This is a genomic window from Roseovarius sp. MS2 (genome assembly GCF_051447875.1).
Lineage (GTDB): Bacteria > Pseudomonadota > Alphaproteobacteria > Rhodobacterales > Rhodobacteraceae > Roseovarius > Roseovarius mucosus_A.
Genome location: NZ_JBKHVF010000001.1, coordinates 3,839,209 through 3,864,807, shown reverse-complemented (window position 1 = coordinate 3,864,807; position 25,599 = coordinate 3,839,209). Strand labels below are relative to the sequence as shown.

The window sequence follows — 25,599 nt, the reverse complement described above, 5'->3', positions numbered from 1 at the left end:
CATGCGCGTATCGAGCTGAATAAACGTAGTGCCTTGCCAAGGGATTAATCCCCTCCGCAGGCCGCATCGGTCAACCGGGCGATGGTTTCATCCCGCCCAAGGACCAGCATCATGTCGAACACGCTTGGTGTCGCACTGCGGCCCGCCAGAGCCGCCCGGAGGGGGCCTGCCAGCTTGCCGAATTTCATTCCATGGTCTTCGGCGAATTGGGTCGCCAGACCCTCGATATCCTCACGTGTCCACGTAGCAGTTTGCAACTGCGGCGTCAATTCTTTCAGTATACCACGGGATACTGTATCAAGCTGCTCTGCCGCCTTCTCTTCGGGCTGAATTGGCCGTGTTGCAAGAATAAACGCAGCCTTATCAAGAAGTTCCGGAAAGGTCTTGGCACGTTCCTTGAGGCAATACATGCCGCGAGAGAACAGCGTCAATTTCGTGTCGTCAAGCGCGGGTTGCCCCGTAGCGGCCAAAAACCCCTGCAATTCATGCAGCAGCGCAGCATCGTCAGCGGCGGCGATATGCTGACCGCAGAGATTCTCCAGCTTTTTGAAGTCTAGCCGGGCCGGGGATTTGCCGATTCCCTTAAGGTCGAACCACGCCTGCGCCTGTGCGTCGTCAAAGAATTCCGCATCGCCATGGCTCCAGCCAAGACGCGCGAGATAGTTGCGTATCCCTGCCGCGGGATAGCCCATCTTTTGATATTCCTCGACGCCAAGCGCGCCATGCCGCTTGCTCAGCTTCTTGCCGTCCGGTCCGTGAATGAGCGGGATATGGGCGTAAACCGGCAGGGGCCAGCCCATCGCCTGATAGATCATCATCTGCCGCGCGGCATTGTTAAGGTGATCGTCGCCCCGGATGACATGGGTGACACCCATGTCGTGATCATCGACCGCCACGGCCAGCATATAGACCGGCGTGCCATCGCCGCGCAGCAGGACCATATCGTCAAGCTGATCGTTGCGAATGGTCACATCGCCCTGCACCTCATCCCGGATCACGGTCACGCCGTCGCGGGGGGCCTTGATTCGGATTACATGGGGCATGTCAGTGGGGTGCTGATCGGGTGTCGCGTCACGCCACGGGCTTTGATACAGGGTGGACCTGCCCTCTGCGCGCGCGGCTTCGCGGAAGGTTTCGATCTCGTCCTGTGTGGCAAAGCATTTATAGGCCATCCCTTCGGCCAGCAATTTGCGTGCCACCTCGGCGTGCCGGTCGGCGCGCTCAAATTGGCTGATCGCCTCGTCATCGTGGTCCAGCCCAAGCCAGGCCAACCCATCGAGAATCGCTTGTGTCGCCTCGGGGGTTGAGCGCGCCCGGTCGGTGTCTTCGATCCGCAGCAGGAACTTGCCGCCGCGCCCGCGCGCAAACAGCCAGTTGAACAACGCGGTGCGCGCGCCCCCAATGTGCAGATAGCCAGTGGGCGAAGGGGCAAAGCGGGTCACGACCTGTTGCGACATGGGGCAGATTAACCTTTCGGTAACGATGATGGGGCTAGCGTTGTCGTCTGTCTATCGGCCCGTCATGGGGGAAACAAGCCTTGGGCATCTGGCACCGGTTTGAGGCTATCTGGCTCGCACAACGCGGCGCGCTTTTTCCTTGGGTGCCGGTTTGTCTGGCCTGCGGTGTGGGGACCTATTTCGCTCTGCTGCAAGAGCCGTCGGTTGCGGCGCTGTGGGGCTGTGGCGGTGGGGCGCTTTTCTTTGCGCTTTTGGCTGCACGGGGGCGGGAATGGTCCGGCCCGCTGCTCTGGGCCGTGGCGCTGGTGCTGGCGGGCTTTGCTCTTGCGGGCTTGCGCGCGCATCTGGTGGCGGGGCCGGTGCTGGGTTGGCGCTATTACGGGCCTGTCGAGGGGCGGATCGTTGGCATTGACCGTTCGGCCTCGGATGCGCTGCGCCTCACGCTTGACCGCGTGGTTCTGGAACGCACAGACCCCGCGCGCATGCCGGGCCGGGTGCGGGTCTCGCTGCATGGCGATCAGAGCCACTTCATGCCGCTGGCGGGGCAGCGGGTGATGATGACGGCGCATCTGGGCCCGGCGGGTGGCCCGGTCGAGCCGGGCGGTTTTGATTTCCAACGCCATGCGTGGTTTCTGGGGATCGGGGCGGTGGGCTATACCCGCACGCCGGTTCTGCGGCTTGAGGCGGGGCAGGGCGGACAGGCGCTCTTTCGCGCGCGCATGGCCCTGTCGCAGCATGTGCAAAGCCGCCTGCCGGGGCAAACCGGTGCCTTTGCCGCGGCGATCATGACCGGCGACCGCGCAGGCCTGAGCCTTGTCACGCTCGAGGCGATGCGGGTTTCGAACCTTGCACATCTCTTGGCGATTTCCGGGTTGCATATGGGGCTATTGGCGGGGTTCGTCTTTGCCGCCTTTCGCCTTGGCTTTGCCGCTGTGCCGCGCCTTGGCCTGCGCCTGCCCGCCAAGAAACTTTCTGCCTTTCTGGCGCTTGTTGCGGGGGCCGGGTATCTGGGCCTTTCTGGCGGGAATGTCGCAACCGAGCGCGCCTTTGTCATGGTGGCGGTGATGCTGGGCGCGGTGATCCTCGAGCGGCGCGCCTTTAGCCTGCGTGCTGTGGCGGTGGCGGCAATCATCGTGTTGGTGTTGCAGCCCGAGGCGCTGCTTGGTCCCGGCTTTCAGATGTCTTTTGCGGCAACGGTGGGTTTGGTTGCGGTGTTCGGCTGGCTGCGTGATGCGGGGTGGTCTCGTGGTCCCCGCTGGCTGCGCCCGGTGTTGGCTGTGGTGATCTCTTCCGCCGTCGCGGGGGCTGCGACAGCACCGGTCGCCGCCGCGCATTTCAACCAATACGCACAATTCGGCCTCTTGGCCAATCTGGTGAGCGTGCCCTTGATGGGGGTGTTGGTCATGCCTGCGGCCGTTCTGGCCACGCTTTTGTTGCCGGTTGGGCTTGATTGGATCGCGCTGCGGGTGATGGAGCTTGGCTTGCGCTGGATTTTAACGGTGGCAGACTGGGTTGCGGCCTTGGATGGTGCGCGTGTGCCGGTGGTGGCCCCCGGCCCCTATGTGCTGCCGCTCCTCGCGCTTGGGGCGCTCTTTATCGTGCTCTGGCAGGGGCGGGGGCGGATTTTGGGGGTCTTGCCGGTGATGGTCGCCGTTGCGCTCTGGGGGGCGGCGGACCGGCCTGTGATGATCGTGTCGGATACGGGGGGGCTGATCGGGGTCATGACCGAGGCGGGGCGCGCGCTCAACAAACCTACAGGGGGTGGGTTCGTGGCTGACAATTGGCTTGAGAATGACGGCGATGATGCCAGCCGTGAGGTGGCTTTTGCCCGCTGGTCCGAGGATCTGGCCTTGGCCCATGGTGTGCGGGTGATGGCAGGCAAGGCGGCCACCGATATGCCGGATTTTTGCGACGGGGTCATGCTGGTCGTGATGAGCGCCACGCCAGATCCGCCCCCGGCGCAACACCGTGATTGTCAGATTGTCACGCCCGAGACGCTGCGCAAAACGGGATCGCTCGCGCTTCACCTCGATAAGGCGGGACCGCGGCTTGTCAGTGCGCGCGACACCAATGGTGTGCGCCTCTGGAATTCTCAGTAGCTGCGGATCAACCCGACCAACCGCCCCTGAACCCGAACCTGATCCTCTGGGAAAAGGCGCGTTTCATAGGCGGGATTGGCCGCCTCGAGGGCGATAGCATTGCCGCGCCGATAAAAGCGTTTGAGCGTCGCCTCTTGATCCTCGATCAGGGCCACAACGATATCGCCATTATCCGCAACCGATGTTTCACGGATGATCACCACATCGCCATCGTTGATCCCGGCCTCGATCATCGAGTCGCCACGCACCTCAAGCGCATAGTGATTGGCGGCACCCCGGATCATGTTGCTGGGAACGGAAACATTGTGCTGCACATGGGCAATCGCCTCGATCGGGACACCGGCGGCGATGCGCCCCATCAGAGGCACCTCAAAGGCATGCGCCACCTCGACCGGTTGGGCATTGGCGGGGCGGGGGGCATCGGACAGATCACCGTCAATCACACGGGGCGAAAAGCTGTGCCGCGCTTCGCCGCCCAAGCTTTCAGGCAGGCGCACAATTTCAAGGGCCCGCGCGCGATGTGCCAGACGCCGGATGAACCCGCGTTCCTCCAACGCTGTGATCAAGCGGTGAATGCCGGATTTCGAGCGCAGATCAAGCGCTTCTTTCATTTCGTCAAAGCTGGGCGGAACCCCGTCCCGCTGCACACGCTTTTGGATAAACTCCAGCAAATCGAGTTGTTTCTTGGTCAGCATGGGCCGCGTCCTCTTACGGGTCAGTTTGTTTTGTTCTACACATGTTCCCGTTTTGTGTCAATCAGTGTGGCGGATCTTGGTTGGATGCTGTACCTGCGCCATTGCATCGCGGGTGCGGGGGGGATATGCGCTGCGCCAAACCGTATGACCCTGTGACAGCAAAGGGGGGCCAGATGATTCCGACACCCTATTACCTGATCGACGAAGAGCGCCTGTTGCAGAACATGCGCAAGATCGAGCGCCTGCGTGCGCTCTCGGGGGCCAAGGCGCTTTTGGCGCTGAAATGTTTTGCCACGTGGTCGGCCTTTCCAACGATGAAGCCCTATATGGATGGCACCACGTCATCGTCACTGTTCGAATTGCGTCTGGGGCGTGAGAAATTCGGTCAGGAAACCCATGCCTATTCGGTGGCCTGGTCCGATGCCGAGATTGAAGAGGCGGTATCCTACGCGGATAAGATCATCTTCAACACCGTCGGGCAGTTGGAGCGCTATGATAGCCAGTCGGCGGGAATTGAACGGGGTCTGCGCCTCAACCCCCGCTTTTCGACATCGAGTTTTGATCTCGCCGATCCTGCGCGGCCCTTTTCGCGCTTGGGCGAATGGGAAGTGAACAAGATCCTTGGGGTGATCGACCGGATTTCCGGCGTCATGATCCATTACAATTGCGAGAACCGCGATTTTGATCTTTTCGACCAGCAGCTAACCCGCATTGAAGACGAATTTGGGCCGGTGTTGGAGCGGTTGCAATGGGTCTCGCTTGGGGGCGGGATTCATTTTACCGGCGACGATTATCCGCTCGAGGAATTGGCCGCGCGGCTCAAGCAGTTTGCCGAGAAGTTCGACGTGCAGGTCTATCTGGAACCGGGCGAGGCGGCCATCACCGGCACGACCACGCTTGAGGTGACGGTGCTTGACCTGCTCGACAATGGCAAGGATCTGGCCATCGTCGATTCCAGCACCGAGGCGCATATGCTGGACCTTCTGATCTACCGCGAAAGCGCAAAGCTGCCACAAGACGGCGCGCATACCTATCAGATCTGCGGCAAATCCTGCCTTGCCGGGGATATTTTCGGCGAGGCGCGCTTTGCCGCGCCGCTGAGCATCGGTGATCGGATTTCAATCGGTGATGCCGCCGGTTACACGATGGTCAAGAAAAACTGGTTCAATGGCGTGAATATGCCCGCCATTGCCATCCGGCGCGCCGATGGGCGCATCGACGTGATCCGCAGCTTTACCTTCGAGGACTTTGCCGCCTCGCTCTCATGAGGACTACTCGCTCTTTTTTCCGGGGCTGAACGCCCTCCTTCCCCTGTCCTGCAAGAAAAGGAGACAGCAGAAGTGAAACGTAACGTGCTCATCATCGGTGCTGGTGGCGTGGCTCAGGTCGTCGCCCATAAATGCGCCCAGAACAACGATATTCTGGGCGATCTGCACATCGCCTCGCGGACGCAGGCCAAATGCGACGCGATCATCGCCTCGGTTCACGACAAATCGGCGATGAAGGTGCCGGGCACGTTTGCCAGCCATGCGATTGATGCCATGGACAGCGCCGCCGTGGCCGCGTTGATCCGTCAAACCGGGGCAGAGATCGTGATCAACGTCGGCTCGCCTTTTGTGAATATGTCGGTGCTCGATGCCTGTCTCGAAACAGGCGCCGCCTATATCGACACAGCCATTCACGAAGACCCCGCCAAGATCTGCGAAACGCCCCCTTGGTATGGCAATTACGAGTGGAAGAAGCGCGATCTTTGCGCGCAAAACGGCGTGACCGCCATTCTGGGGATCGGCTTTGATCCCGGCGTTGTCAACGCCTTTGCCCGTTTTGCCGCTGACGAATACATGGACAAGGTGACGTCCATCGACATCGTGGATATCAACGCAGGCTCCCATGGGCGCTATTTCGCGACCAATTTCGATCCCGAGATCAATTTCCGAGAGTTCACCGGCACGGTCTATTCTTGGCAAGACGGCGCATGGCAAGAGAACAGCATGTTCGAGGTCGGGCGCGATTGGGATTTGCCCGTGGTTGGCACCTGCCGCGCCTATCTGTCGGGCCATGACGAGGTGCACTCGCTGGCGGCCAATTATCCAGAGGCCGATGTGCGCTTCTGGATGGGTTTTGGCGAGCATTACATCAATGTCTTCACCGTGTTGAAGAACCTTGGTTTGCTGTCGGAGCATCCGGTAAAGACCGCCGAAGGGCTAGAGGTGGTGCCGCTCAAGGTGGTCAAGGCCGTGTTGCCTGATCCGGCCTCATTGGCCCCCAACTATACCGGCAAGACCTGTATCGGGGATCTGGTCAAAGGCACCAAGGATGGCGCGCCGGTTGAGGTCTTTGTCTACAATGTGGCCGATCACAAGGACGCGTTCGAAGAGGTTGGCAGCCAAGGGATTTCCTATACCGCCGGGGTGCCGCCGGTCGCGGCGGCAATCCTGATCGCGCAAGGGGACTGGGACGTGGGCGCGATGCGCAATGTCGAAGAGCTAGACCCCAAGCCCTATTTCCCGGTGCTGGATCGTTTGGGCCTGCCGACGCGGGTGCAGATCAACGGCGTCGACAAGGCTTGGAACCAATAGTCTGAAACCTTGGGGCAGGTGGGTTTCCCAACCTGCCCCAAGCCAGTGCTCAGGCGCTTTCCTTGCGGGCAAACCGCGCGTCAAGATCATCGCCCATAGAACCCAGATCGAATTCGAAACCGCCCTCTGATTTCGTGGCTTTGGTGGGTTTCGCCTGAGAGGCGGCCTTGCCACGCTTGAGCGGGATGACCGAGTTGGTCGCGGTGCTGCGGGTCTCGCGTCTGATCTCGCTGACGGGCTGTTCCACGACCTTGAAGAAGCCCATGGCGACCGTCAGCTCATCAGCGAGGCTGGCAAGCTGGGTTGCGCTGCTTGACAGTTCCTCTGAGGCTGCGTTGTTGGTTTGGGTCACAAGGTCAAGCTGCTGGATTGACAGAGCAATTTGCGACGAACCGCTCGAAAGTTCGCGCGAGGCATCGCTGATTTCCGTGACCAGGCCCGAGGTGCGCTCGATATTGGGCACCAATTCCGCCAACATCGTTCCGGCCCCAACCGCCGTGCTTACGGTGGTGGCGGAGAGGGATGAAATCTCGGCTGCGGCGGTTTGGCTGCGCTCGGCCAGCTTGCGCACCTCTGCGGCCACAACGGCGAAGCCTCGGCCATGTTCCCCGGCACGGGCGGCCTCGACGGCGGCGTTGAGCGCCAAGAGATCGGTTTGTCGCGCAATTTCCTGAACGATCATGATGCGATCCGCAATCGTCTGCATTGCACTGACCGCGTCAGCCACGGCGCGGCCACTTGTGCGCGCATCCGCGGCGGATTTGATTGCGATGCCTTCGGTCGTTTGCGAATTCTCGGCGCTTTGCTTGATATTCGCGGTCATCTGTTCCACCGCAGACGAGGCTTCTTCTGTTGCCGCAGCCTGATCAGAGGCCCCGCGCGCCAGCTCTTCCGAGGTTTCCGCCAGTTGCGCCGCGCCAGAGGACACATTGCGCACCGAGTTTGTGACATCGGACACGATATCGCGCAGACGCAGAACCATGTCGTTGATCGACGCCTGCAATGTCGACACCTCATCGCGACCGCGCACGTCGAGCGTATGGCGCAGATCGCCTTTGGAAATGCCATGGGCCAGATCTGCGGCCTTTGCCACCCGCCGCGAGATGGAGAGCGTGATCACCGTTGCTGCAGCGAGGCCGACCAGCAGCGACAGGATCAGCATCAGAATGAGATTGAACTTGGCAGTTTCATAGGCGCCGCTCGCTTCTACGGCGCGCGCACCCAAGTTATTGACGAGCGTCTCGCGCATCTGTTGCAGCGAGCCGCGAATTTCCACACCCATATCCATCAGGTCAGTGTGAAACAGCGTGTTGGCCGCATCGCCATTGCCTGCGGCCTCAAGCGAGATCACGCGGGTGTTCATCGCAAAGGCGCGTTTGTGCAGATCTTCGAAGGCTTCCAACTCGGCCACCAGCTTGGGGCTTTTTGCCATTCCGCGCAGTTCGACGATCTTGTCGTCGACGATAGAGGCCTGCGCCACGACGCCTGCCTTTATCTTTTCGAGATGACCCGTGGGGGCATTGGGCAGGCCAATCAGGTAAGAGGCTACACCAGTCAGAACCATCAATTTTGCTTCGAACATCTCGTTGATCACGCCGAGTTCTGCCACTTCCAGGCGCATGATGTCCTGAAGTTCCTGATCGGCGGCTCTGAGGTCCCTCAGGGCCATAACGACCGAGGCGCCAAACAGGGCAAAGATAAAGATGTAGGTTGCGGCTAGTTTGGCTTTGATACTCAGTCTCATGGTCGGTCCTTTGGTCTGGCCGCGCCGCAACAGACTGCGGGTGCGGAGGAAATTAAGAGGGCGAAACACCGAAACGCTTGGCTCGCTGGTGCGCGCCCGGACCGGACGGCGCTGGATGCGCCGTGGGTGTTTGGCCCCAGATGTGTTTCAGTCTGTCCCGCCTGTGATGATCACCCTTCGCAGGGCTGGCGTGAGGCTCTCCTCACAGCTTTGAACGACCCGCAACATCACAGCTATTAGCTATCCTGATGGGTATGTTGTGGGCCAACGGGGCGGGGTTATTTCAGGGCTAGGCCCTTATACGGGCGATTTTTGCGCGCGACCGGTGGCAAAGCCGCGCTGGTGCGCGCGTACGATAGCGCCGCAAACTTTCGCGACAAACGCTGATCTTTCGATGGGCCCAGCCGGTCTTTGGCGCTTGTAAACAATGCCAAGGCGCGACCGTTGAACGCGAAGACACCTGTTGAACCCGACAGTTCTGAAAAGGTCACGTTGACGACCCTTTCGGATCTGTCCCCAAGAACGGACCACAGACCCCATGACCAAGAAACTGCCTCTGACGGGGGATTTGAAGATCGCCGCGGCAGACGATCTTGCAAAGCAATTGAGCACTGCCCTGATCTCGGGCGATGTCACCCTATGCACCAAGAAACTCGTCAGCATTGATGCCGCCACCATTCAGGTATTGGTGTCGGCCTTTGTGACAGCGCAGGGCGCTGCGCATCGGTTTGCCGTCGACATGCCTGCGCAAAGCGTTTTGGAAACCGCGTTTGACCGGCTGGGGCTCTTGCCTTTGCTGGTGGTCGAGAATGGCGTTCTTGTCGGGATCAGGGACGCTCAGACTGTGCAGGTGGCGGCATGAAAACGGTTTTGGCAGTCGACGATTCCCCGTCTATCCGGCAAATGGTTGGCCTGACCCTGCGCGGGGCTGGCTATAATGTCATTGAGGCCGTCGATGGGCAGGACGCTTTGGAAAAGGCCACCACGCTCAAGATTGACGCGGTTCTGACCGATCAGAACATGCCGAACTTGGATGGTCTGGGCTTTATCCGCGCCTTTCGCGCCCATCCCAGCAGTCAGGGTATCCCTGTCATCTTCTTGTCCACCGACTCGGCCGATGCGCTGAAGCAAGAGGCGCGCTCGGTCGGTGCCCTTGGTTGGATGGTCAAACCCTTTTCACAGGCGCAACTGCTGAGCGTCATTCAGAAGGTTCTGGGATGATGGACAATGACATTGCTGCGGTCTTTCTCGAAGAGGCCAGAGAGCTTCTTGAAAGCCTTGAACAGGGCCTGCTGAGGCTACAAGCTGACCCAAATAACATGGACCTGATCAATGCGGCCTTTCGGGATTTGCATACGATCAAGGGGTCCGGTGCGATGTTCGGGTTTACGGACCTTGCCGCTTTCATCCACAAATTCGAAACCGCGTTTGAAAAGATCCGCTCGGGTGAGATCAAGGTCAGTGCCTCGCTGATCCGCGTGGCGCTGCGCGCTGCGGATGAGATCAAGGGCTATTTGGCCGGAGAGGCCGCCTTGACCCCCGCACGTCAGGCGATCCTGGACGATCTTGAGCAGGCCGTAAGCCCCGACAAGGCGCTTGGCGAACCCCTCGCGGAGACATCTTCTGACGCCGGATGGCGGTTGGATTTTCGGCTGGCCTCGGATGCCCTGGCTCTTGGCGCACGGCCGGAGGTGCTCTTGGACGAGTTGCGCGGGCTGGGGGCCACCAACCTTGTGGCAGACATCCGTCGCATTCCGTTTCTGGACCGGATCGAGGCGCAGGCCTGCCTATTGGGATGGTCCATGGATCTGCCCGCTGCGGCCCTTGAGGACGACATCAAGAGCGTTTTCATGTTCCATGAGGGCAACATGGAGTTCAACCTCGTCAATCTTGCGGCGCCTGTGGCGGATGTCGCCGTTGCTGCGCAACCTACCGAGGCTGCGCCAACCGGCCCTCAACCTGCCCAGCAAAGTGCGACGATGCGCGTGCCTGCCGAGCGTCTGGACGAGTTGATGGATCAGGTGGGCGAGTTGGTCATCGCCGAGGCCCGCCTCAGTGCTCTGGCCAACAGCAGCAAAGATCCTTCGATCATGGCTGCTGCCGAGGATATTCAGCGCCTCTCTGCCCGGATGCGCGACACCACCATGAGCATCCGCATGGTTCCCATCAGCTCGATCATCGGCCGGTTCCGCCGCCTTGTGCATGACCTTTCCGAAGGTTTGGGCAAAACGGTCAATTTTGTTGTCACCGGGGCGGATACCGAACTTGATAAAACCGTGATCGAACGGCTGGGTGATCCGCTGGTGCATATCATCCGCAACGCGATTGATCATGGGCTAGAGACCGATGAGGCGCGCGCCGCCGCCGGCAAACCGGATTGCGGGACCATCGAGCTTAGCGCCGAACATCTGGGGGCCGAGGTGGTGATTTCGGTCAAGGACAACGGGCGCGGTCTGGATCGCAACAAGCTGCGGGCACGGGCCATTGATCAAGGCTTGCTCACGCCGGACGCCACTCCGTCCGAGGCCGAGCTGTTCGCGCTTATCCTCGAGCCGGGATTTTCCACAGCGGCCAAAGTCACAGAGCTTTCGGGGCGCGGGGTTGGCATGGATGTGGTCAAACGCACGGTCGAAGGTCTGAGAGGCCGGATCGTGATTTCGTCCGAGCCGGGCCATGGCACAACCTTAACCCTGCGCTTGCCGCTCACGCTGTCGATCATCGACGGGCTTCTCGTCGAGGTGGGTGGCGATCGCTACATCATTCCGATGGCGGCGGTGCAAGAGATCGTGGAACTTCCCGCAAGCGATGCTGGGGCGGACACCATCTCCAGCTTTTTGCAGATACGCGATTCTCTGGTGCCTTTCCTGCGCCTCAGAACGCTTTTGGATTGTGCCGAGGAACGCAACACCTTGCAGAATGTGATCGTGGTCTCTGCGGCCAGCCTGCGTGTCGGGCTGGCGGTCGACCGCATCCTTGGCACCAATCAAACCGTCGTCAAACAGATGTCGCGCCTGCACGCGGGCGTCAAATCCATCTCTGGGGCGACGATACTTGGGGATGGCTCGGTCGCTCTGGTGCTTGAAGTTGGCAATCTTGTGGAGCTTGCCCGGACCGACCTCAGAAAAATCGAGAAAGCAGCATGACCAAAGACCTCAACAGATCGGCCAAGACCCTGACAGTGGTTGCCCTGCGCCTTGGAGAGCGAATTTTCGCGATTGAGACCAGTGCGGTTCTGGAAATTCTCTCGCCAATTCCCGTTACCCGCGTGCCCCATGGCGGGGCGTTCGCGCAGGGGGTTATCAATGTGCGGGGCGGGGTCGTGCCTCTGGCCGATCTGCGCGTGATCTTCAGCATTCCCACGCCCCCTGTCGATGAAAACACGCGCGTTCTGGTTCTGCAAATGCCGATTGAAAACGAACTGATCACCGTCGGTGTCTCCGCCGACGAGGTGCGCGAAGTGGTGACGATCGACTGTGATCGCATCGAACCCCTGCCACCCACGGGCACGATCTGGCCTGCCGATTATGTGCGGGGCCTCGTCCAAGGCCCCGAAGGCATCACCATCCTGCCTGACCTCAACAACATCTTTGCCGCACATATCGCGACAGCCAACGCTCTCTAGTTTTTCAAAGGTTACATCATGAGACTGACAATAAAGGCAAAACCGACCGCGACATTCCTATTGGTTCTGGGCATGGCTGGATGTGCCATGATCCTGGCATTGAAGGATATGGCAGAGTTCAATCACAGCCTGAATAACATCATGAACGAGAATGTCGCTCGTGTGATGGCATCAGAGGCGCTGATCACCGAGCATGTTCAAATGCAGCGTGATATTCGTTCCTATCTCTTGGCCGACTCTGCCCTTGATAAACGTGACCTTCAGAAAACGATCAAGGCTGCCATAGACAAGAAGGTGGTGCTTTTCGACAAGCTCTTTGCGATTGCCAGCCCCGAAGGTCGGACCTTGTTGGACGATTACACCAAGGTCGAGGCGGAGCTTTTGAGTGTCTACGCCAAAGCCATGTCCATGAAGGACATGAACCAGCAGTCAGAGGCCGCCCGCTACCTCCAATCCGAGGGTGTGCAACGGGGGCGCGAGATGCAGGGCGTTCTGGACAAGATCAGCAAGATGAACACGGATGGCGTGGCAGAGGTCGTGGTGCAAACCAACGAGCAATTCAGCACGTCCCGCAACATCCTGATGTTGCTGATGTCCGCCTCCATCGTGATCGGTGTTGGTGCGGGCGCTTGGGTCACGCTCTCGATCTCCAAGGGGCTTAAAAGCGCTATCGCCATCACGGGTCGGGTCGCCGCAGGCGACTTGACCAGAACCGTGGCCATTCGCGGCAATGACGAGGTCAGCGATCTTCTTCAGTCGGTCAATACGATGGTTGCCAAGCTGCGCGATGTTGTGGGGGATGTCACATCCGCCATCCGCAACGTGGCCTCGGGCAGTCAGCAAATGGCCGCCACATCCGAGGAATTGTCGCAAGGGGCCACCGAGCAGGCCTCGTCCACCGAAGAAGCGTCGTCCTCGGTCGAGCAGATGTCGGCCAATATCAAGCAGAGCGCCGAGAACGCCGCTGAAACCGAGCGTATGGCCGTCAAATCCGCGCAGGATGCCCGCGAGAGTGGCAAGGCCGTGGCCGAAGCCGTCACCGCCATGCAAGATATCGCCAACCGGATCATTGTTGTGCAAGAGATTGCGCGTCAAACCGACCTTCTGGCGCTCAACGCGGCGGTCGAGGCGGCGCGTGCTGGCGAACATGGGCGCGGCTTTGCGGTTGTCGCGGCTGAAGTGCGCAAACTGGCCGAACGCAGTCAGACAGCAGCGGCTGAAATCTCTGCCCTGTCGGCCACCACGGTTCGGTCAGCCGAGAATGCCGGGTCGATGCTCCAAGGTCTTGTGCCCGATATCGAACGTACATCGGTGCTTGTGAGTGAAATCTCTTCGGCCTCGCAGGAACTGGCTGCCGGTGCCACGCAGGTTAATCTGGCCATCCAGCAACTCGACAAGGTGACACAAGAGAACACCTCTGCGGCTGAGGAGCTATCTGCCACAGCCGAAGAACTGTCGACCCAATCCGAGCAGTTGCAAGACGCGGTGTCCTACTTTGTCTTGGCAGAAAAGGCTGCGGCTGTGCAGGAAAACCCTGTCCCGGCCCGTCCTGCCACCCGAGCAGTCCAAGCCAGCTCGAGCAAATCCTCGCGGACCTCTGGCGGCTTTTCTTTCAATCACGGTGCGAACAAGGATGATCTCGATCATGGCTTTGCATCGCGCGATGCAGCGTGAGGCTGGTGCAATGAACGAGAACACCCAAGTCGTAACTTTTCAATCGAGCGGATCGCTCTTTGCTGTCCCTGTAAACCGGGTGCGGCAGATCCTCGACACGCAACCAATTGCTCCGCTGCCAAATAGCCCGGCAGAACTTTTGGGTCTGATTGACGTGCGCGGCGAGAGTATCGCCGTCACAGACCTCTCAGAGCTCTTGTCCCGAGGGCCGACCGAGGACACATCCGAGACGCGCATTCTTATCCTCAGCCTTGTGAATGGCCAACATGGCGCGACCGTCGGTCTTAAAACCGAGCGGGTGATCGAAGTAACAGAGCTGGACGCGGGCGGGATCAAATCCCCCGCCGATGCGGGCATCACCACTTGGGATGAAAATGTGCTGACGGGCATCGGGCGCCGCAACGGCTCCTTTGTCTGCATTCTCAACCTCGAAAAGCTGTTTAGCGAGGGTGTCCGGCGCAAGACTCCAGAATTCGCGTCTCAACGCGCGATCGAGACTTCAGAAGAGTTTACGCTGACATGAGCCTGTCCCGTGCCAAATCCTATCACGACCACTTTGCAGAGGTGATTTCCCGCGAAACCGGGATCAAACTGCCGTCTGGTAAAAAGGTGATGATCGAAAGTCGCCTTCGCCGCCGTGTGCAGAGCCTTGGTTTCAACTCACTAGAGGACTATTACCGCCACCTCTTTGAGGACGGCGGGTTTGGTGCGGAGCGTGATGATGTCATTGATCTCATCACGACCAACAAGACCGATTTCTTTCGGGAACCGGCCCATTTCCGTTGTCTCATGAATGACATGCTGCCCGAGATTTTGCGGCGCAAGCAGCGGCTCAACAAACCTGTCGATGTCAAGTTCTGGAGCGCGGCCTGTTCGGACGGGTCCGAGGCCTATACGACGGCTATGCTGCTGGAAGAAGCCGTGCGCAACGGGGCCGGGTTTCAATACGCCATCCTCGGCACGGATATTTCCACCCGCATGGTCGAGGCCGCCAAGCGCGCGATTTACACGACAGAGGCCCTCGCGCCTGTGCCCTCTGCCCTGCGCAAGCGGTATGTTATGCAAGGTCACTCCGAAGATATGCGTGGGATGGCACGGATTGTGCCAGCCTTGAGAAGCAAGGCTAACTTTACTCATCTCAACCTTATGGATGACACTTATCCCGTGGATCAGGACGTGGACATCATATTCCTGCGCAACGTGCTCATCTACTTTGAGCCCGAGGACCAAGCCAGGGTGATCGCCCGGCTGGCCCGCCACCTGACACCGCAAGGGTATCTGGTGGTTGGACATTCTGAATCCATGACCGTGAAACAACCCAATCTTAAGCAGCTTGCCACGGCTGTGTTTCAAAAAGAGTAGACCGCGATGCTGGACATAGCCTGCAAACCTCAGATTTCGGTCTTGATCGTTGACGATTCCGCCTCGGCGCGGGCCATGCTGATGCGGATTGTGGAAACTGATCCGACCCTTAAACTGTTTGGCACCGCGGCGGATGCGTTCATCGCAGTTTCAAAAATGCAATCGGGCCTGCCCGATGTCATGCTGCTTGATATGGAATTGCCGCGCATGTCCGGTCTGGAATTTCTGCGCAAGATCATGGCGCAGCGGCCAATTCCGGTGGTGATCTGTTCCAGCCATGCCGCAGCCGGGTCAGACCTTGCGCTGACGGCGCTTGCCAGTGGCGCGGTCGAGGTTGTCTCGAAACCGGCACCAAAAACGGATGCGGATTTTCAGGAATCCGCTATCGCAATCTGCGACGCGATCCACGCGGCTGCGGAATCTGGCCACAAAGCGGCCCGCAGGGTGACGCCCCCCCGCGAGACCGGCACCAAGCTTTTGGCGGATGCCCTGATTCCGCCTGCGCGGCCCAAAAACATCGCCCATACCTCGCCCATCGTTTGCATCGGGGCCTCTACCGGGGGCACAGAGGCCATCCGCTCGGTTCTGGTGGACCTGCCGGTGACATGCCCCCCTGTCGTGATCGTTCAGCACATGCCTGCCGGGTTCACGACGGCCTTCTCGCGGCGTCTGAACGGGCTGTGCCGTGTCAACGTCAAAGAGGCGGCCGATGGCGATCTGTGCAATCCCGGCGAGGTGCTGATCGCGCCGGGGAATTTCCATATGATGCTGGTCCGGCAGGGGCGCGGGTATGGCGTCAAGATCGTGGATGGTCCGTATATCTGCCGGCACCGCCCTTCGGTCGATATTCTGTTTCGATCCGCCGCCCAGACCGCAGGACATAACGCGCTCGGGATCATCCTTACGGGTATGGGCGATGACGGCGCGCGCTCGTTGCGGGAAATGCGCGAGGCGGGGGCCACGACCCTGGCGCAGAACGAAGAAACCTGCGTCGTCTTTGGCATGCCGCGCGAGGCGATCCGCATGGGGGCTGCGACGCGCGTTGTCGCTCTCTCCGAGGTTCCGGGCGCAATTTCCGCCTTTGCCAATACCCACCAGTTGCGTGCGAGGTAGACCGGATGAATCCTGCCATGCGAACCCTGTTGTCTAACGCCTATATCGACTGTCTCCGCAAGGCGACGGGCACTATCGAGGCGATCTTTCTACGGGCCGGGCAGGGGCTTGGAACAAGCGTGGAGGACCTTATGCAACTGCGCGAGGTGCTCGCGCGGCTGAGCGTGGTGTTGGGCCCGGAAGAGACCCAGACGCTGCGGATGCTCTGCCTGAACTCTGTCGAGCACAGTGCAGAGATCAGCGGGGATGTTCAGGCCTTTGTCCAGATGGCCGAAACCCTGCGTGCGGGTATCCGCAAAATCCAGAGCAATGTCAGCCATCTTTCCGTGGTTATCCGCACGATGTCTGCCTCGGCCCCGATTTCGCGGATATTGGGGAAATCGCTGACAAGGCAGGAATCCAAGATTGACGAATTCTCGATCGAGCTGGCCCGCATCGCGGCCTCTGCTGACGAGCAACTCAAATCCCTGCAAGCCCATATCGAGATCATCGAGGTCGAGATGGCGGATCTTGATCTGATCTCTTTGAACCTCTCGCGGGATATGAAGGATAGGGTCATGCCGGCGCTTGATGGTCTCGAGGCGCAAATCAGCGAAATTCAACTGGACCGGCATGAATTGGCCACTGGCAATGCTGTAATCGAAGCCGGTATGCGGGACATCTTTGCAGAAATCTCTGCCATCGTCGGTGAACTTCAGACAGGTGACTCTGTCCGCCAGCGGCTGGAGCATGTCGAGGTGATCGCCCGCGCCTCTCTTGGTGCTGCTCTGGCCCAAGAGCGGCCAGAGGCAAGCGATGGGCTGGGCTATCTGGCAATTTGTCAGGCCGAGGCAAGTCGGGATGAAATGGCGCGCGATGTCGCGTCTGTTCTGGTGCGGCTTGCTGCCATACGTCGGAAATCCGATCAGGTTCTCGGGGCGGCGGAACAGGTCTATCTTGATCCCAATGACACCCAGAGAAAGCGGGTTTCGGCGATGATCACCTGTGCCAACCGGCTGTCGAGCGCGCTGCAATCCAGCCAGTCAAATCTGGATGTTCTGCACCGGATTGGCCGAACCACACAGGAGCATATCGGGTCGATCCAGACCATCGCGGCTGAAATGGGGCTGCTCGATCATCATATTCGGATGCTTGGCCTCAATACATTCATTGTGTGTTGCAACATGGGTTCAGAGGCGGGCGCGCTTCAGGAGCTCTCGCGTCAGGTCTTGTCGCTGACCAAGATATCCAACGAGATCTTTGACCAAATCGCCACAACGACGCGCGCGCTTGCTGCCACGACCATGCCCGATGTGTCGTCAGCGGATGACAAAATGTCTCGCACGGTGGGGTTTGCGCAGGATATTTCCGAGCGGCTTAATGCCACGGATCAGGCGGTTCTTGCGACCAAACAGGGCTGTGCCATCAAGGGCGACGCGCTCAAGATCGCGCTTCACGCGAGCGAGACATCGCTGTCGTCGCTGGTCGCGGCCAAGGCAGAGCTCGGCACTTTCATTACAGGCTTCAATGGTTTGATTTCAAATGAAAATGCAAATCGAAGCCTATATGACGTGCAGCCCTCTGAACAGGATCGGTTAAGCCAGCTTTACGCGATTTACACGATGGATGCCGAGCGCGAGATTCACGACCGCATTTTCGAAGGAGAGGCAACACCTGCCTCCGCATCCGAAATCGCGGTGCAAACCCCCGGAGACGAATTGGCGGATATCTTCTTTTGAGGGTGATGGGCGGCGCGCTGCCTGATGCGATATCCGCGCCCAGCCCCCATAGCTCAACACAAAGTTAAAACGCGCGCACTCTGACCATGCGCGCGTTTTTTCTGTTTATTCAGTGGCCTACAGGGCACTTCTCAAGCGGGAAGGTGGATCTTGAACCGTTCGCGAATGGCCGCGTCCGTCACCGGATCAAACCGGGCAGCCGCCCGTTCCGACAGGATCTTCAGCTTCTTTTCCGTGGCTTTGGCGATCAGGTCGGGCTTGCCCAACTCGTCCCACTCCTTGGGCGACGAGCGGTTGGCGATGCAGGGATAAAGATAATCCGTCTGCATCCGCCCCAGCGTTTGCTCCGCGCCAAGGTAATGACCGGGGCCACCGATGCAGGTGGCGCGGATCACCTCAAGGCTGAGCGTGTCCTCGTCCACTTCGATGCCGCGCGTGCAGCGCAGCGCCTGACCAATAAGGTCATCGCCAAGGATCAGCGATTCAAGGCAGAACCCCAGCAAAGAGGCATGCATGCCTGCCGCCTCATAGACCATGTTGAGGCCCGAAAGCCCCGCCATCACATTCGATGTCGCCTGTTCCCAGCCTGCCTGCATGTCGGGCAATTTCGCATCGGCGATGCCCGCCGCCGCGCCACCGGGAAGGCCGTAATATTTGTGCATCTGCGCGCAGCCTGCCGTCAGCAGCGCCTGTTCACCCGATCCCCCGGACATCGCACCCGTGCGCAAATCGCTGACAAAGGGCCAGGTGCCGAAAATCGCCGGAAACCCCGGCTTGACCGCATTCACATAGACGAGGCCCGCCAGACATTCCGCCGTTGCCTGCACGATAGCCCCGGCAATCGGGGCAGGGGCGGTGGCCCCGGCCTGACCGGCCGAGAGAAGCAGCACCGGCATGCCCAAGCGGATACACTCCTCCATCACCAGACAGGATTCTGTGGCGAATTTCATCGGCGGCACGACAAAGCAGTTGGAATTGCTGACAAAAGGCCGCTCGCGCCATTTATCCTCACCGCCTGCGATCAGATGCAGCATCTCGATCGCATCGGCGACAAATCCCGGCTCGGTAAAGGAAGTGCCGACATGTTTCGTGGTGCCCGCACAGCAGGCATAAAGCGTGTTGAGGTCCATCTCGCGGTTGTCGACGATATCGCGGCAAACCATGGGGCGCTGCACGAAATGGATATTGTCGAGTTGGTCCGCGATGCGCGCGGCGTCATGCAGGTCTTGCACGGTGCTTTCGCGGTAGGTGCGGGTGTTGACCTCGACCACATGCACCGCCGCCCCGGCGGTGCCGTAATGCACGCGGTTGCCCTGCAACAGCATATCGTGGCGCGGATCGCGGCCAAAGAGCGTGATCTCGCGGTTGGCCTTGGCAATCGTGTCCTCAATCAGCGCTCGCGGGAACCGGATACGTCCGTCAGAGCCAAGGATCGCGCCGGCCCCTGTCAGATAGGCCACGCCAGAGGGGGGCGCATCGGCTAGGCCGATCTGTTCCAGCGCATCCAGCACGGCGTGGTGGATGCGGTCCATCTGCGCCTTGCTCAGCGGGTGATAGGTGCCGCCCTCTTGGCCCGGATGGACGGGGCGCAGATTGGCGGCGAGCGGGTTGGAACGGGCCTCACGGCGGGCAGCGCGGCCACCGGCGCGGCGCGTAATTGTATCGGTCATGTCTTGGGTATCCTGCTGGAAAAGAACGGGCTGGTTTTGCTCTGCTCAGGCCGCCACAGGACCACCGCGCGCGGCACGGCCCCGCTCCGCACCGATGGTGCGGACAACGAGCGCGATCTTGCTGCGTGGGTGCATGATATTCTCCAACAGATAGGCAAAGAGCATATGATTCTGGCTGGCCTGTCTGTTCCAAATCCGACGCGTGTCGCAAATGCGACCTCGATCGTCGCGCTTGACGGGGGCAGGGGCCGGGGCTACGAGGGGGTATGAGCACTGCCCCCTGTATTATCTGCTGCATTTACACCTGAGTTTTCTCGGGCGGGCCGGTCTTGTGTTTCCAAGCGATCACGAAGTTGCTAAGCCCGCCGCGGGACCGCGCGCGAGGACAAGATGACGACGATCAAGCTGCACAACACCCTGAAACGCGATGAGGACAAACCTGTTTTCGTTCCTCTCGACGAAAAAAACGTGCGCATGTATGTCTGTGGGCCGACGGTCTATGACCGGGCGCATCTGGGCAATGCGCGGCCCGTCGTGGTCTTTGACGTGCTTTACCGTTTGCTGCGGCATGTCTACGGGGCCGAGCATGTGACCTATGTGCGCAATTTCACCGATGTGGACGACAAGATCAACGCGCGGGCCGCTGAAAGCGGACGCTCGATTGGCGAGATCACGGCGGAAACGACGCAATGGTTTCTGGACGATATGGCGGCTTTGGGGGCGCTGGAGCCGGACCACATGCCGCGCGCCACGCAGTATATTCCGCAGATGGTGGCGATGATCGAAGGGTTGATCGCCAAGGGCCATGCCTATGAGGCGGAGGGCCATGTTCTTTTCGCCGTCGATAGCTGGCGCGAGGGGTATGGCAAGCTGTCGGGCCGCTCGGTTGATGACATGATCGCGGGCGCACGGGTTGAGGTGGCACCCTATAAGCGCAACCCGATGGATTTCGTTCTCTGGAAGCCGTCGAGCGATGATTTGCCGGGGTGGGACAGCCCTTGGGGGCGCGGACGACCGGGCTGGCATATCGAATGCTCTGCCATGGCGCATGAGCTCTTGGGCGAGAGTTTTGATATTCACGGCGGCGGCAATGATTTGATGTTCCCGCACCACGAAAACGAGATCGCGCAAAGCTGCTGCGCGCACCCCGAGGGAGAATTCGCGAAGGTCTGGCTGCATAACGAGATGTTGCAGGTCGAGGGCAAGAAGATGTCCAAGTCTCTGGGCAATTTCTTTACCGTGCGGGATTTGCTGGATCAGGGGATACCGGGCGAGGTGATCCGGTTTGTGTTCCTGAGCACGCATTACCGCAAGCCGATGGATTGGACGGCGGAGAAGGCCGAAGAGGCAGAGAAGACGCTAAGAAAATGGCGGGGATTAGTTCAAGGTGCTGAAACTGGACAAGTTCAAGAAATTGAACTCGCACCGCTTTATGATGATCTAAACACGCATGGCGTCATCCAACGTCTTCGCGCCATGGCGCGAGCGATTGAACTCGGTATAGATACTCCGGAAGGTACAGTAACGCCTGGGAATTTTTTGGCTACAGCACGGATGCTTGGATTACTTGAGGACGGGATGGGGGATTGGATTGCCCAGCATGCCGATGATCTGTCCGATCTTTCACTTACGCTTGATAAAGAGCGCATGAAAGCTAAGCAGACCAAAGACTTCACCATCGTTGATGCGCTGAAATCCGCCCTCACCGATGCAGGCGTCGAAGTTCGCATGACGAAAGACGGTGTAGATCTCATTCCCGGTCCCAACTTCGATCCTGCCAAGCTGGAGGCGTTGAAGTGATGCGCCGTTCCGCACACGACCTACAAGCCGCGCGGTGCCCGACCGCCGGGGGGGCGCTGCAACGGCTGTGGTCGGCGCTTTATGGTGCAAAATACTTGAACGGTCGCGCAATCTGCGACGCTGCAAAAGCGCCCGCCCGAGGGGGCGGTCGGGCGCTGCGCGGCGGCACCTGCGGTGCCTTGATTCCGCGCGGGGTGCTGGTGGAGAGGTATGCGCACTATGACTAAAGACCGCCTCTATCTCTACGACACCACCCTGCGCGACGGGCAGCAGACGCAGGGCGTGAGCTTTGCCACGCAGGAGAAAATCCAGATCGCCCAAGCGCTTGACCGCCTTGGCGTGGATTATATCGAGGGCGGCTGGCCGGGGGCCAATCCCACCGACAGCGCGTTTTTCGACGACGCCCCGAAAACGCGCGCCACGATGACCGCCTTTGGCATGACCAAACGCGCGGGGCGGTCGGCGGAAAACGATGATGTGCTGGCCGCTGTGCTGAACGCGGGCACCTCTGCCGTCTGCCTTGTGGGCAAGACGCATGATTTTCACGTCACCGCCGCCCTTGGCATCGGCCTTGCGGATAACACCGACAACATCGCCAAATCCATCGCCCATCTGGTCGCTGAGGGGCGCGAGGCGCTCTTTGATGCCGAGCATTTCTTTGACGGCTATACCGCCAATCCCGCCTATGCGCTTGAATGTCTGCGCGCCGCGCTAGAGGCGGGGGCGCGCTGGATCGTGCTCTGCGATACCAATGGTGGCACGCTGCCGCCGCAGATTGGGCGGATTGTCTCTGAGGTGATCGCGGCGGGCATTCCCGGCGACCGTCTGGGCATTCACACCCATGACGACACCGGCAATGCGGTGGCGGGCAGCCTTGCGGCGGTGGATGCGGGCGTGCGGCAGATACAAGGCACGCTCAATGGTCTGGGCGAGCGGTGCGGCAATGCCAACCTCACCACGCTGATCCCGACGTTGCTGCTCAAAGAGCCTTATGCCAGCCGGTATGAGACCGGGGTAAGCCTTGAGGGATTGCGCAGCCTCACCGCGATCAGCCGACAGTTGGATGAAATCCTCAACCGCGTGCCTCTGCGGCAGGCGGCCTATGTGGGGGCCTCGGCCTTTGCCCACAAGGCGGGGCTTCATGCCAGTGCCATCCTCAAGGATCCAAGCACCTATGAGCATGTCGATCCCGCCTGCGTCGGCAATCAGCGCATCATCCCGATGTCCAATCAGGCCGGGCAATCGAACCTGCGCCAGCGTCTGAGCGAGGCGGGGATTGTGGTGGAGCCGGGCGATCCGGCATTGGCACGTCTCTTGGAGACGATCAAGGCGCGCGAGGAAGAGGGCTATACCTATGACAGCGCGCAGGCGAGTTTCGAGATCCTCGCGCGCAAGGAACTGGGCCAGATGCCCGCCTTCTTCGAGGTCAAGCGCTACAAAGTGACGGTAGAGCGCCGCAAGAACAAGTATGACCGCATGGTCAGCCTGTCCGAGGCGGTGGTTGTGGTCAAAGTGGACGGCGACAAGAAACTGTCGGTGAGTGAATCGATGGATGATCACGGCTGCGACCGGGGGCCGGTCAACGCGCTGGCCAAGGCGCTGGCCAAGGATCTGGGCCGCTATCAGGGCCAGATCGACGATATGCGCCTGGTGGATTTCAAGGTGCGCATCACCCAAGGCGGCACCGAGGCCGCAACGCGCGTCATCATCGACAGCGAGGATGGGCAGGGGCGGCGCTGGTCCACGGTGGGGGTCAGCCCCAATATCGTGGACGCCAGTTTCGAGGCGCTGCTCGATGCGATCAACTGGAAGCTTCTGCACGGGCAGGGCGTGGCGTGAGCCAACGGTTTGACGCGGATTTGACCGCCTGCGCCGATCTGGTGCGCCGCGCTGATCCTGACCGCTTCATGGCCGCAATGGCGGCGCCGGTGGCGGCACGTGCGGTGCTGTTCCCGGTCTATGCGTTCAACGTCGAGGTGGCGCGCGCGCCTTGGGTCACGCAAGAGCCAATGATCGCCGAGATGCGGCTGCAATGGTGGGCCGATGCCTTGGACGAAATCGCGGCGGGCGGTCTGGTGCGGCGGCACGAGGTGGTGACACCCTTGGCGCATGTGCTCGACGCGCCCGGTGCCGCGCTGCTGGCGGATTTGGTCGAGGCGCGGCGATGGGATATCGCGCGCGATCCCTTCGAGGATGCAGTCCAGTTCACGCAGTATATCGAGACCACCTCGGGCAATCTTATGCAAGCCGCAGTACGGGCGCTTGGCCCTGCTGCGCCCGAGGTGGCGCGGGATGCGGGCTATGCGCTGGGCCTTGCCAATTGGTTCCGGGCCATTCCGGCGCTCGAGGCGGCGGGGCGCAAGCCCTTGGTGGATGGTCGCCCCGAGGCGGTGCAAGCCTTGGCCAAGGATGGGTTGGTGCGGTTGCGCCGGGCGCGAGGCGCGCGCGGGCAGGTGTCCCACACGGCGGGGGCGGCATTCTTGCCGCTTTGGCTGGCGGGGCCGCTGCTGCGACAAGCGGCGCGTGATCCGCGCGCAGTGGCTGAAGGACGGCTTGCGGTGGCACCGGCGCGCGCGCGCCTGAGCCTGATGGTGCGCGCTCTGTCGGGGCGCTGGTAGGCGGATCAGGCCAAGAGCGGGCGCATTTGCGGGCCAATCGCGGCTGTACCCTCGCGATTTTCGAGCGTTCGGTCAAAAATCGTACCACTGGGCGACAGCGAACACGCCTAACGAATGGGGGTTCCCGGTGATGGCAGCCCCGGCGTGCCCGCCTCTTCGGGATGGGTGGCCAGATAGCGCGCCTTGATGGTCTGGGATGTGCCCCGGCTGTTGTCATGGCTCCAGCCGGGGGGCATGAGGCAATAGTTCAACCGCTCGCGCCATGTCAGCCCCGGTTGCGTTGCATCGCGCCAGATGCCGATCCACTCGTGCAGGGCCACCCGCAGCGGGTTAAAGGTGCCAAGGTTGTGGACAAGGCCGTAATCCACTTTTTCCCGGTCAAGTTCCGGCACGAAGGTGCCAAACATCTTGTCCCAGATAATGAACACCCCGGCATAGTTGCAATCAAGGTAGCGCGGATTGCGCCCGTGATGGACCCGGTGATGCGAGGGCGTGTTCATCACCGCCTCGACCCAGCGGGGCAGGCGGCCGATCGCCTCGGTGTGGATCCAGAATTGATAGATGAGATTGAGCCCGCCCACGAAAAGCACCATGGCCGGGTGAAAGCCCAACAGGATCAGGGGCGCGCGCACGATCATCATAAAGGTAAAGGTGCCGGTCCATGTTTGCCGCAGCGCCGTGGTCAGGTTGTAATGCTGCGACGAGTGGTGATTGACGTGGCTTGCCCAGACCCAGCGGATGCGATGCCCGAACCGATGCACCCAGTAGTACCGCAGATCATCAAGCACAAAGCAGAGCAGGATCACCCAGATCGAATGCCCCAGATCAAGCGGCGTGATCTGCCACAGCACCATGAAAAACCCATAGGCGACAAACCCCAGCACGATGCCTTCGGCCACATTGCCCGCCCCCATCAAGAGCGAGGTCAGCGCATCGCGCGTCTCATAGCGGCCGCCACGCCCCCGGATCACGATCCACAAGAGCTCTGCAAGGATCGCCGCGATAAAGAACGGCACAGCCCAGGTGACCACGTCGGGATAGGTCAGAGCATCGGTCATGCGCAAGACTCCAATAGTCTGTGCCACGTCTTGGCTTCATCGGGGGACAGTCTGAGGTGAATTCGGGGGGCGGTATAGTCGGGCAAATCAAGCGTAAGGCCGGATTTGCCCTGCCGAACCCGCGCACCCTTCAGATAGCGGGCGGTGGTGTCTGCGCCCATTGGCCAGACCACGCCAAGGCCGCGGGCTGTCTCGATCAGCGCGGCGTTGTGCGTGTGGCACCGTCGGATGCGCGTGGGTGTGTCTTCGGGAAATTCGCGCAGCCATGCCGCCCGTGCCGCCGCATCATCCGCCAGGATAGCCCGACGCGACAAGCCCAGAACATGCAAAAGCACCGCGACGCCCGCGATGCCCAAAATGACCATCGGCAACAGAATGATCAGTGGCATG

21 protein-coding genes are annotated in these 25,599 nt (G+C 60.5%); 15 read left to right on the top strand and 6 right to left on the bottom strand.

What is annotated here, in order from left to right; genetic code table 11:
* Positions 1–44: 44 nt before the first annotated feature.
* Positions 45–1,457, bottom strand: coding sequence for a glutamate--tRNA ligase (gltX, locus tag ACLGGT_RS18840; protein ID WP_437197235.1), 1,413 nt, complete (start codon positions 1,455–1,457; stop codon positions 45–47).
* A gap of 80 nt (positions 1,458–1,537) precedes the next feature.
* Between gltX and ACLGGT_RS18835 the strand changes: the two genes are divergently transcribed.
* Positions 1,538–3,556 carry a ComEC/Rec2 family competence protein gene (locus ACLGGT_RS18835; protein ID WP_437197234.1) on the top strand — a complete coding sequence of 673 codons (2,019 nt, stop codon included), beginning with the start codon at positions 1,538–1,540 and terminating at the stop codon, positions 3,554–3,556.
* On the opposite strand, the gene lexA is transcribed toward ACLGGT_RS18835, so the two are convergent.
* The gene (gene lexA / locus ACLGGT_RS18830) at positions 3,550–4,251 is read right to left on the bottom strand and encodes a transcriptional repressor LexA (protein WP_081506361.1); all 702 of its coding nucleotides are present in this window, start codon (positions 4,249–4,251) and stop codon (positions 3,550–3,552) included. The genes ACLGGT_RS18835 and lexA overlap by 7 nt on opposite strands.
* 173 nt (positions 4,252–4,424) lie before the next feature.
* On the opposite strand from lexA, the gene ACLGGT_RS18825 reads away from it, so the two are divergent.
* Positions 4,425–5,519, top strand: a complete 1,095-nt coding sequence (locus tag ACLGGT_RS18825) for a carboxynorspermidine decarboxylase (RefSeq protein ID WP_422000900.1) — start codon at positions 4,425–4,427, stop codon at positions 5,517–5,519.
* 72 nt (positions 5,520–5,591) lie between these two features.
* A complete protein-coding gene (locus ACLGGT_RS18820) occupies positions 5,592–6,830 on the top strand; it encodes a saccharopine dehydrogenase family protein (RefSeq protein ID WP_151979099.1) in 1,239 nt (412 codons plus the stop codon).
* Between the two features lie 49 nt (positions 6,831–6,879).
* On the opposite strand, the gene ACLGGT_RS18815 is transcribed toward ACLGGT_RS18820, so the two are convergent.
* Positions 6,880–8,574 carry a methyl-accepting chemotaxis protein gene (locus ACLGGT_RS18815; RefSeq protein WP_437197231.1) on the bottom strand — a complete coding sequence of 565 codons (1,695 nt, stop codon included), beginning with the start codon at positions 8,572–8,574 and terminating at the stop codon, positions 6,880–6,882.
* A gap of 538 nt (positions 8,575–9,112) precedes the next feature.
* Here ACLGGT_RS18815 and ACLGGT_RS18810 point away from each other — a divergent pair.
* The 9 genes from ACLGGT_RS18810 to ACLGGT_RS18770 are packed head-to-tail and all read left to right on the top strand — an operon-like array spanning position 9,113 to position 18,063.
* Positions 9,113–9,436 carry an STAS domain-containing protein gene (locus ACLGGT_RS18810; RefSeq protein ID WP_081506357.1) on the top strand — a complete coding sequence of 108 codons (324 nt, stop codon included), beginning with the start codon at positions 9,113–9,115 and terminating at the stop codon, positions 9,434–9,436.
* The gene (locus ACLGGT_RS18805; protein WP_008283171.1) at positions 9,433–9,795 is read left to right on the top strand and encodes a response regulator; all 363 of its coding nucleotides are present in this window, start codon (positions 9,433–9,435) and stop codon (positions 9,793–9,795) included. Before ACLGGT_RS18810 ends, ACLGGT_RS18805 begins: the two co-directional genes overlap by 4 nt.
* Positions 9,792–11,717 (top strand): chemotaxis protein CheA, encoded by a 1,926-nt coding sequence (locus tag ACLGGT_RS18800; protein WP_437197229.1) that lies wholly within the window; start codon positions 9,792–9,794, stop codon positions 11,715–11,717. Before ACLGGT_RS18805 ends, ACLGGT_RS18800 begins: the two co-directional genes overlap by 4 nt.
* On the top strand, positions 11,714–12,196 hold the full coding sequence (locus ACLGGT_RS18795; protein WP_008283169.1) for a chemotaxis protein CheW: 483 nt from the start codon (positions 11,714–11,716) through the stop codon (positions 12,194–12,196). Before ACLGGT_RS18800 ends, ACLGGT_RS18795 begins: the two co-directional genes overlap by 4 nt.
* An 18-nt stretch (positions 12,197–12,214) precedes the next feature.
* Positions 12,215–13,870 (top strand): methyl-accepting chemotaxis protein, encoded by a 1,656-nt coding sequence (locus ACLGGT_RS18790; RefSeq protein ID WP_437197228.1) that lies wholly within the window; start codon positions 12,215–12,217, stop codon positions 13,868–13,870.
* On the top strand, positions 13,842–14,393 hold the full coding sequence (locus ACLGGT_RS18785) for a chemotaxis protein CheW (protein WP_437197226.1): 552 nt from the start codon (positions 13,842–13,844) through the stop codon (positions 14,391–14,393). Before ACLGGT_RS18790 ends, ACLGGT_RS18785 begins: the two co-directional genes overlap by 29 nt.
* Complete coding sequence (locus ACLGGT_RS18780; protein WP_008283166.1) at positions 14,390–15,232, top strand: CheR family methyltransferase; 843 nt, start codon at positions 14,390–14,392, stop codon at positions 15,230–15,232. The genes ACLGGT_RS18785 and ACLGGT_RS18780 overlap by 4 nt, the downstream gene beginning before the upstream one ends.
* Before the next feature lie 6 nt (positions 15,233–15,238).
* The gene (locus tag ACLGGT_RS18775) at positions 15,239–16,345 is read left to right on the top strand and encodes a protein-glutamate methylesterase/protein-glutamine glutaminase (protein ID WP_008283165.1); all 1,107 of its coding nucleotides are present in this window, start codon (positions 15,239–15,241) and stop codon (positions 16,343–16,345) included.
* A gap of 17 nt (positions 16,346–16,362) precedes the next feature.
* Entirely contained in the window at positions 16,363–18,063 is a 1,701-nt protein-coding gene (locus ACLGGT_RS18770) for a transducer-like protein, TlpC (RefSeq protein WP_437197223.1), read from the top strand.
* 131 nt (positions 18,064–18,194) lie between these two features.
* On the opposite strand, the gene ACLGGT_RS18765 is transcribed toward ACLGGT_RS18770, so the two are convergent.
* Positions 18,195–19,733, bottom strand: coding sequence for a trimethylamine methyltransferase family protein (locus ACLGGT_RS18765; RefSeq protein WP_081506353.1), 1,539 nt, complete (start codon positions 19,731–19,733; stop codon positions 18,195–18,197).
* Between the two features lie 390 nt (positions 19,734–20,123).
* On the opposite strand from ACLGGT_RS18765, the gene cysS reads away from it, so the two are divergent.
* The 3 genes from cysS to ACLGGT_RS18750 all read left to right on the top strand — a co-directional run bounded on the left by cysS (position 20,124) and on the right by ACLGGT_RS18750 (position 24,151).
* Positions 20,124–21,533, top strand: coding sequence for a cysteine--tRNA ligase (gene cysS / locus ACLGGT_RS18760; RefSeq protein WP_437197221.1), 1,410 nt, complete (start codon positions 20,124–20,126; stop codon positions 21,531–21,533).
* A 219-nt stretch (positions 21,534–21,752) separates the two neighbouring features.
* The gene (gene cimA / locus ACLGGT_RS18755; protein ID WP_219434572.1) at positions 21,753–23,372 is read left to right on the top strand and encodes a citramalate synthase; all 1,620 of its coding nucleotides are present in this window, start codon (positions 21,753–21,755) and stop codon (positions 23,370–23,372) included.
* Positions 23,369–24,151 (top strand): squalene/phytoene synthase family protein, encoded by a 783-nt coding sequence (locus ACLGGT_RS18750; protein WP_437197220.1) that lies wholly within the window; start codon positions 23,369–23,371, stop codon positions 24,149–24,151. Before cimA ends, ACLGGT_RS18750 begins: the two co-directional genes overlap by 4 nt.
* 107 nt (positions 24,152–24,258) lie before the next feature.
* Here the strand turns inward: ACLGGT_RS18750 and ACLGGT_RS18745 are convergent, their stop codons facing one another.
* Entirely contained in the window at positions 24,259–25,209 is a 951-nt protein-coding gene (locus ACLGGT_RS18745) for a sterol desaturase family protein (RefSeq protein WP_008283158.1), read from the bottom strand.
* Positions 25,206–25,598 carry a hypothetical protein gene (locus ACLGGT_RS18740; protein WP_151979106.1) on the bottom strand — a complete coding sequence of 131 codons (393 nt, stop codon included), beginning with the start codon at positions 25,596–25,598 and terminating at the stop codon, positions 25,206–25,208. Before ACLGGT_RS18740 ends, ACLGGT_RS18745 begins: the two co-directional genes overlap by 4 nt.
* Between the last annotated feature and the right edge of the window lies 1 nt (position 25,599).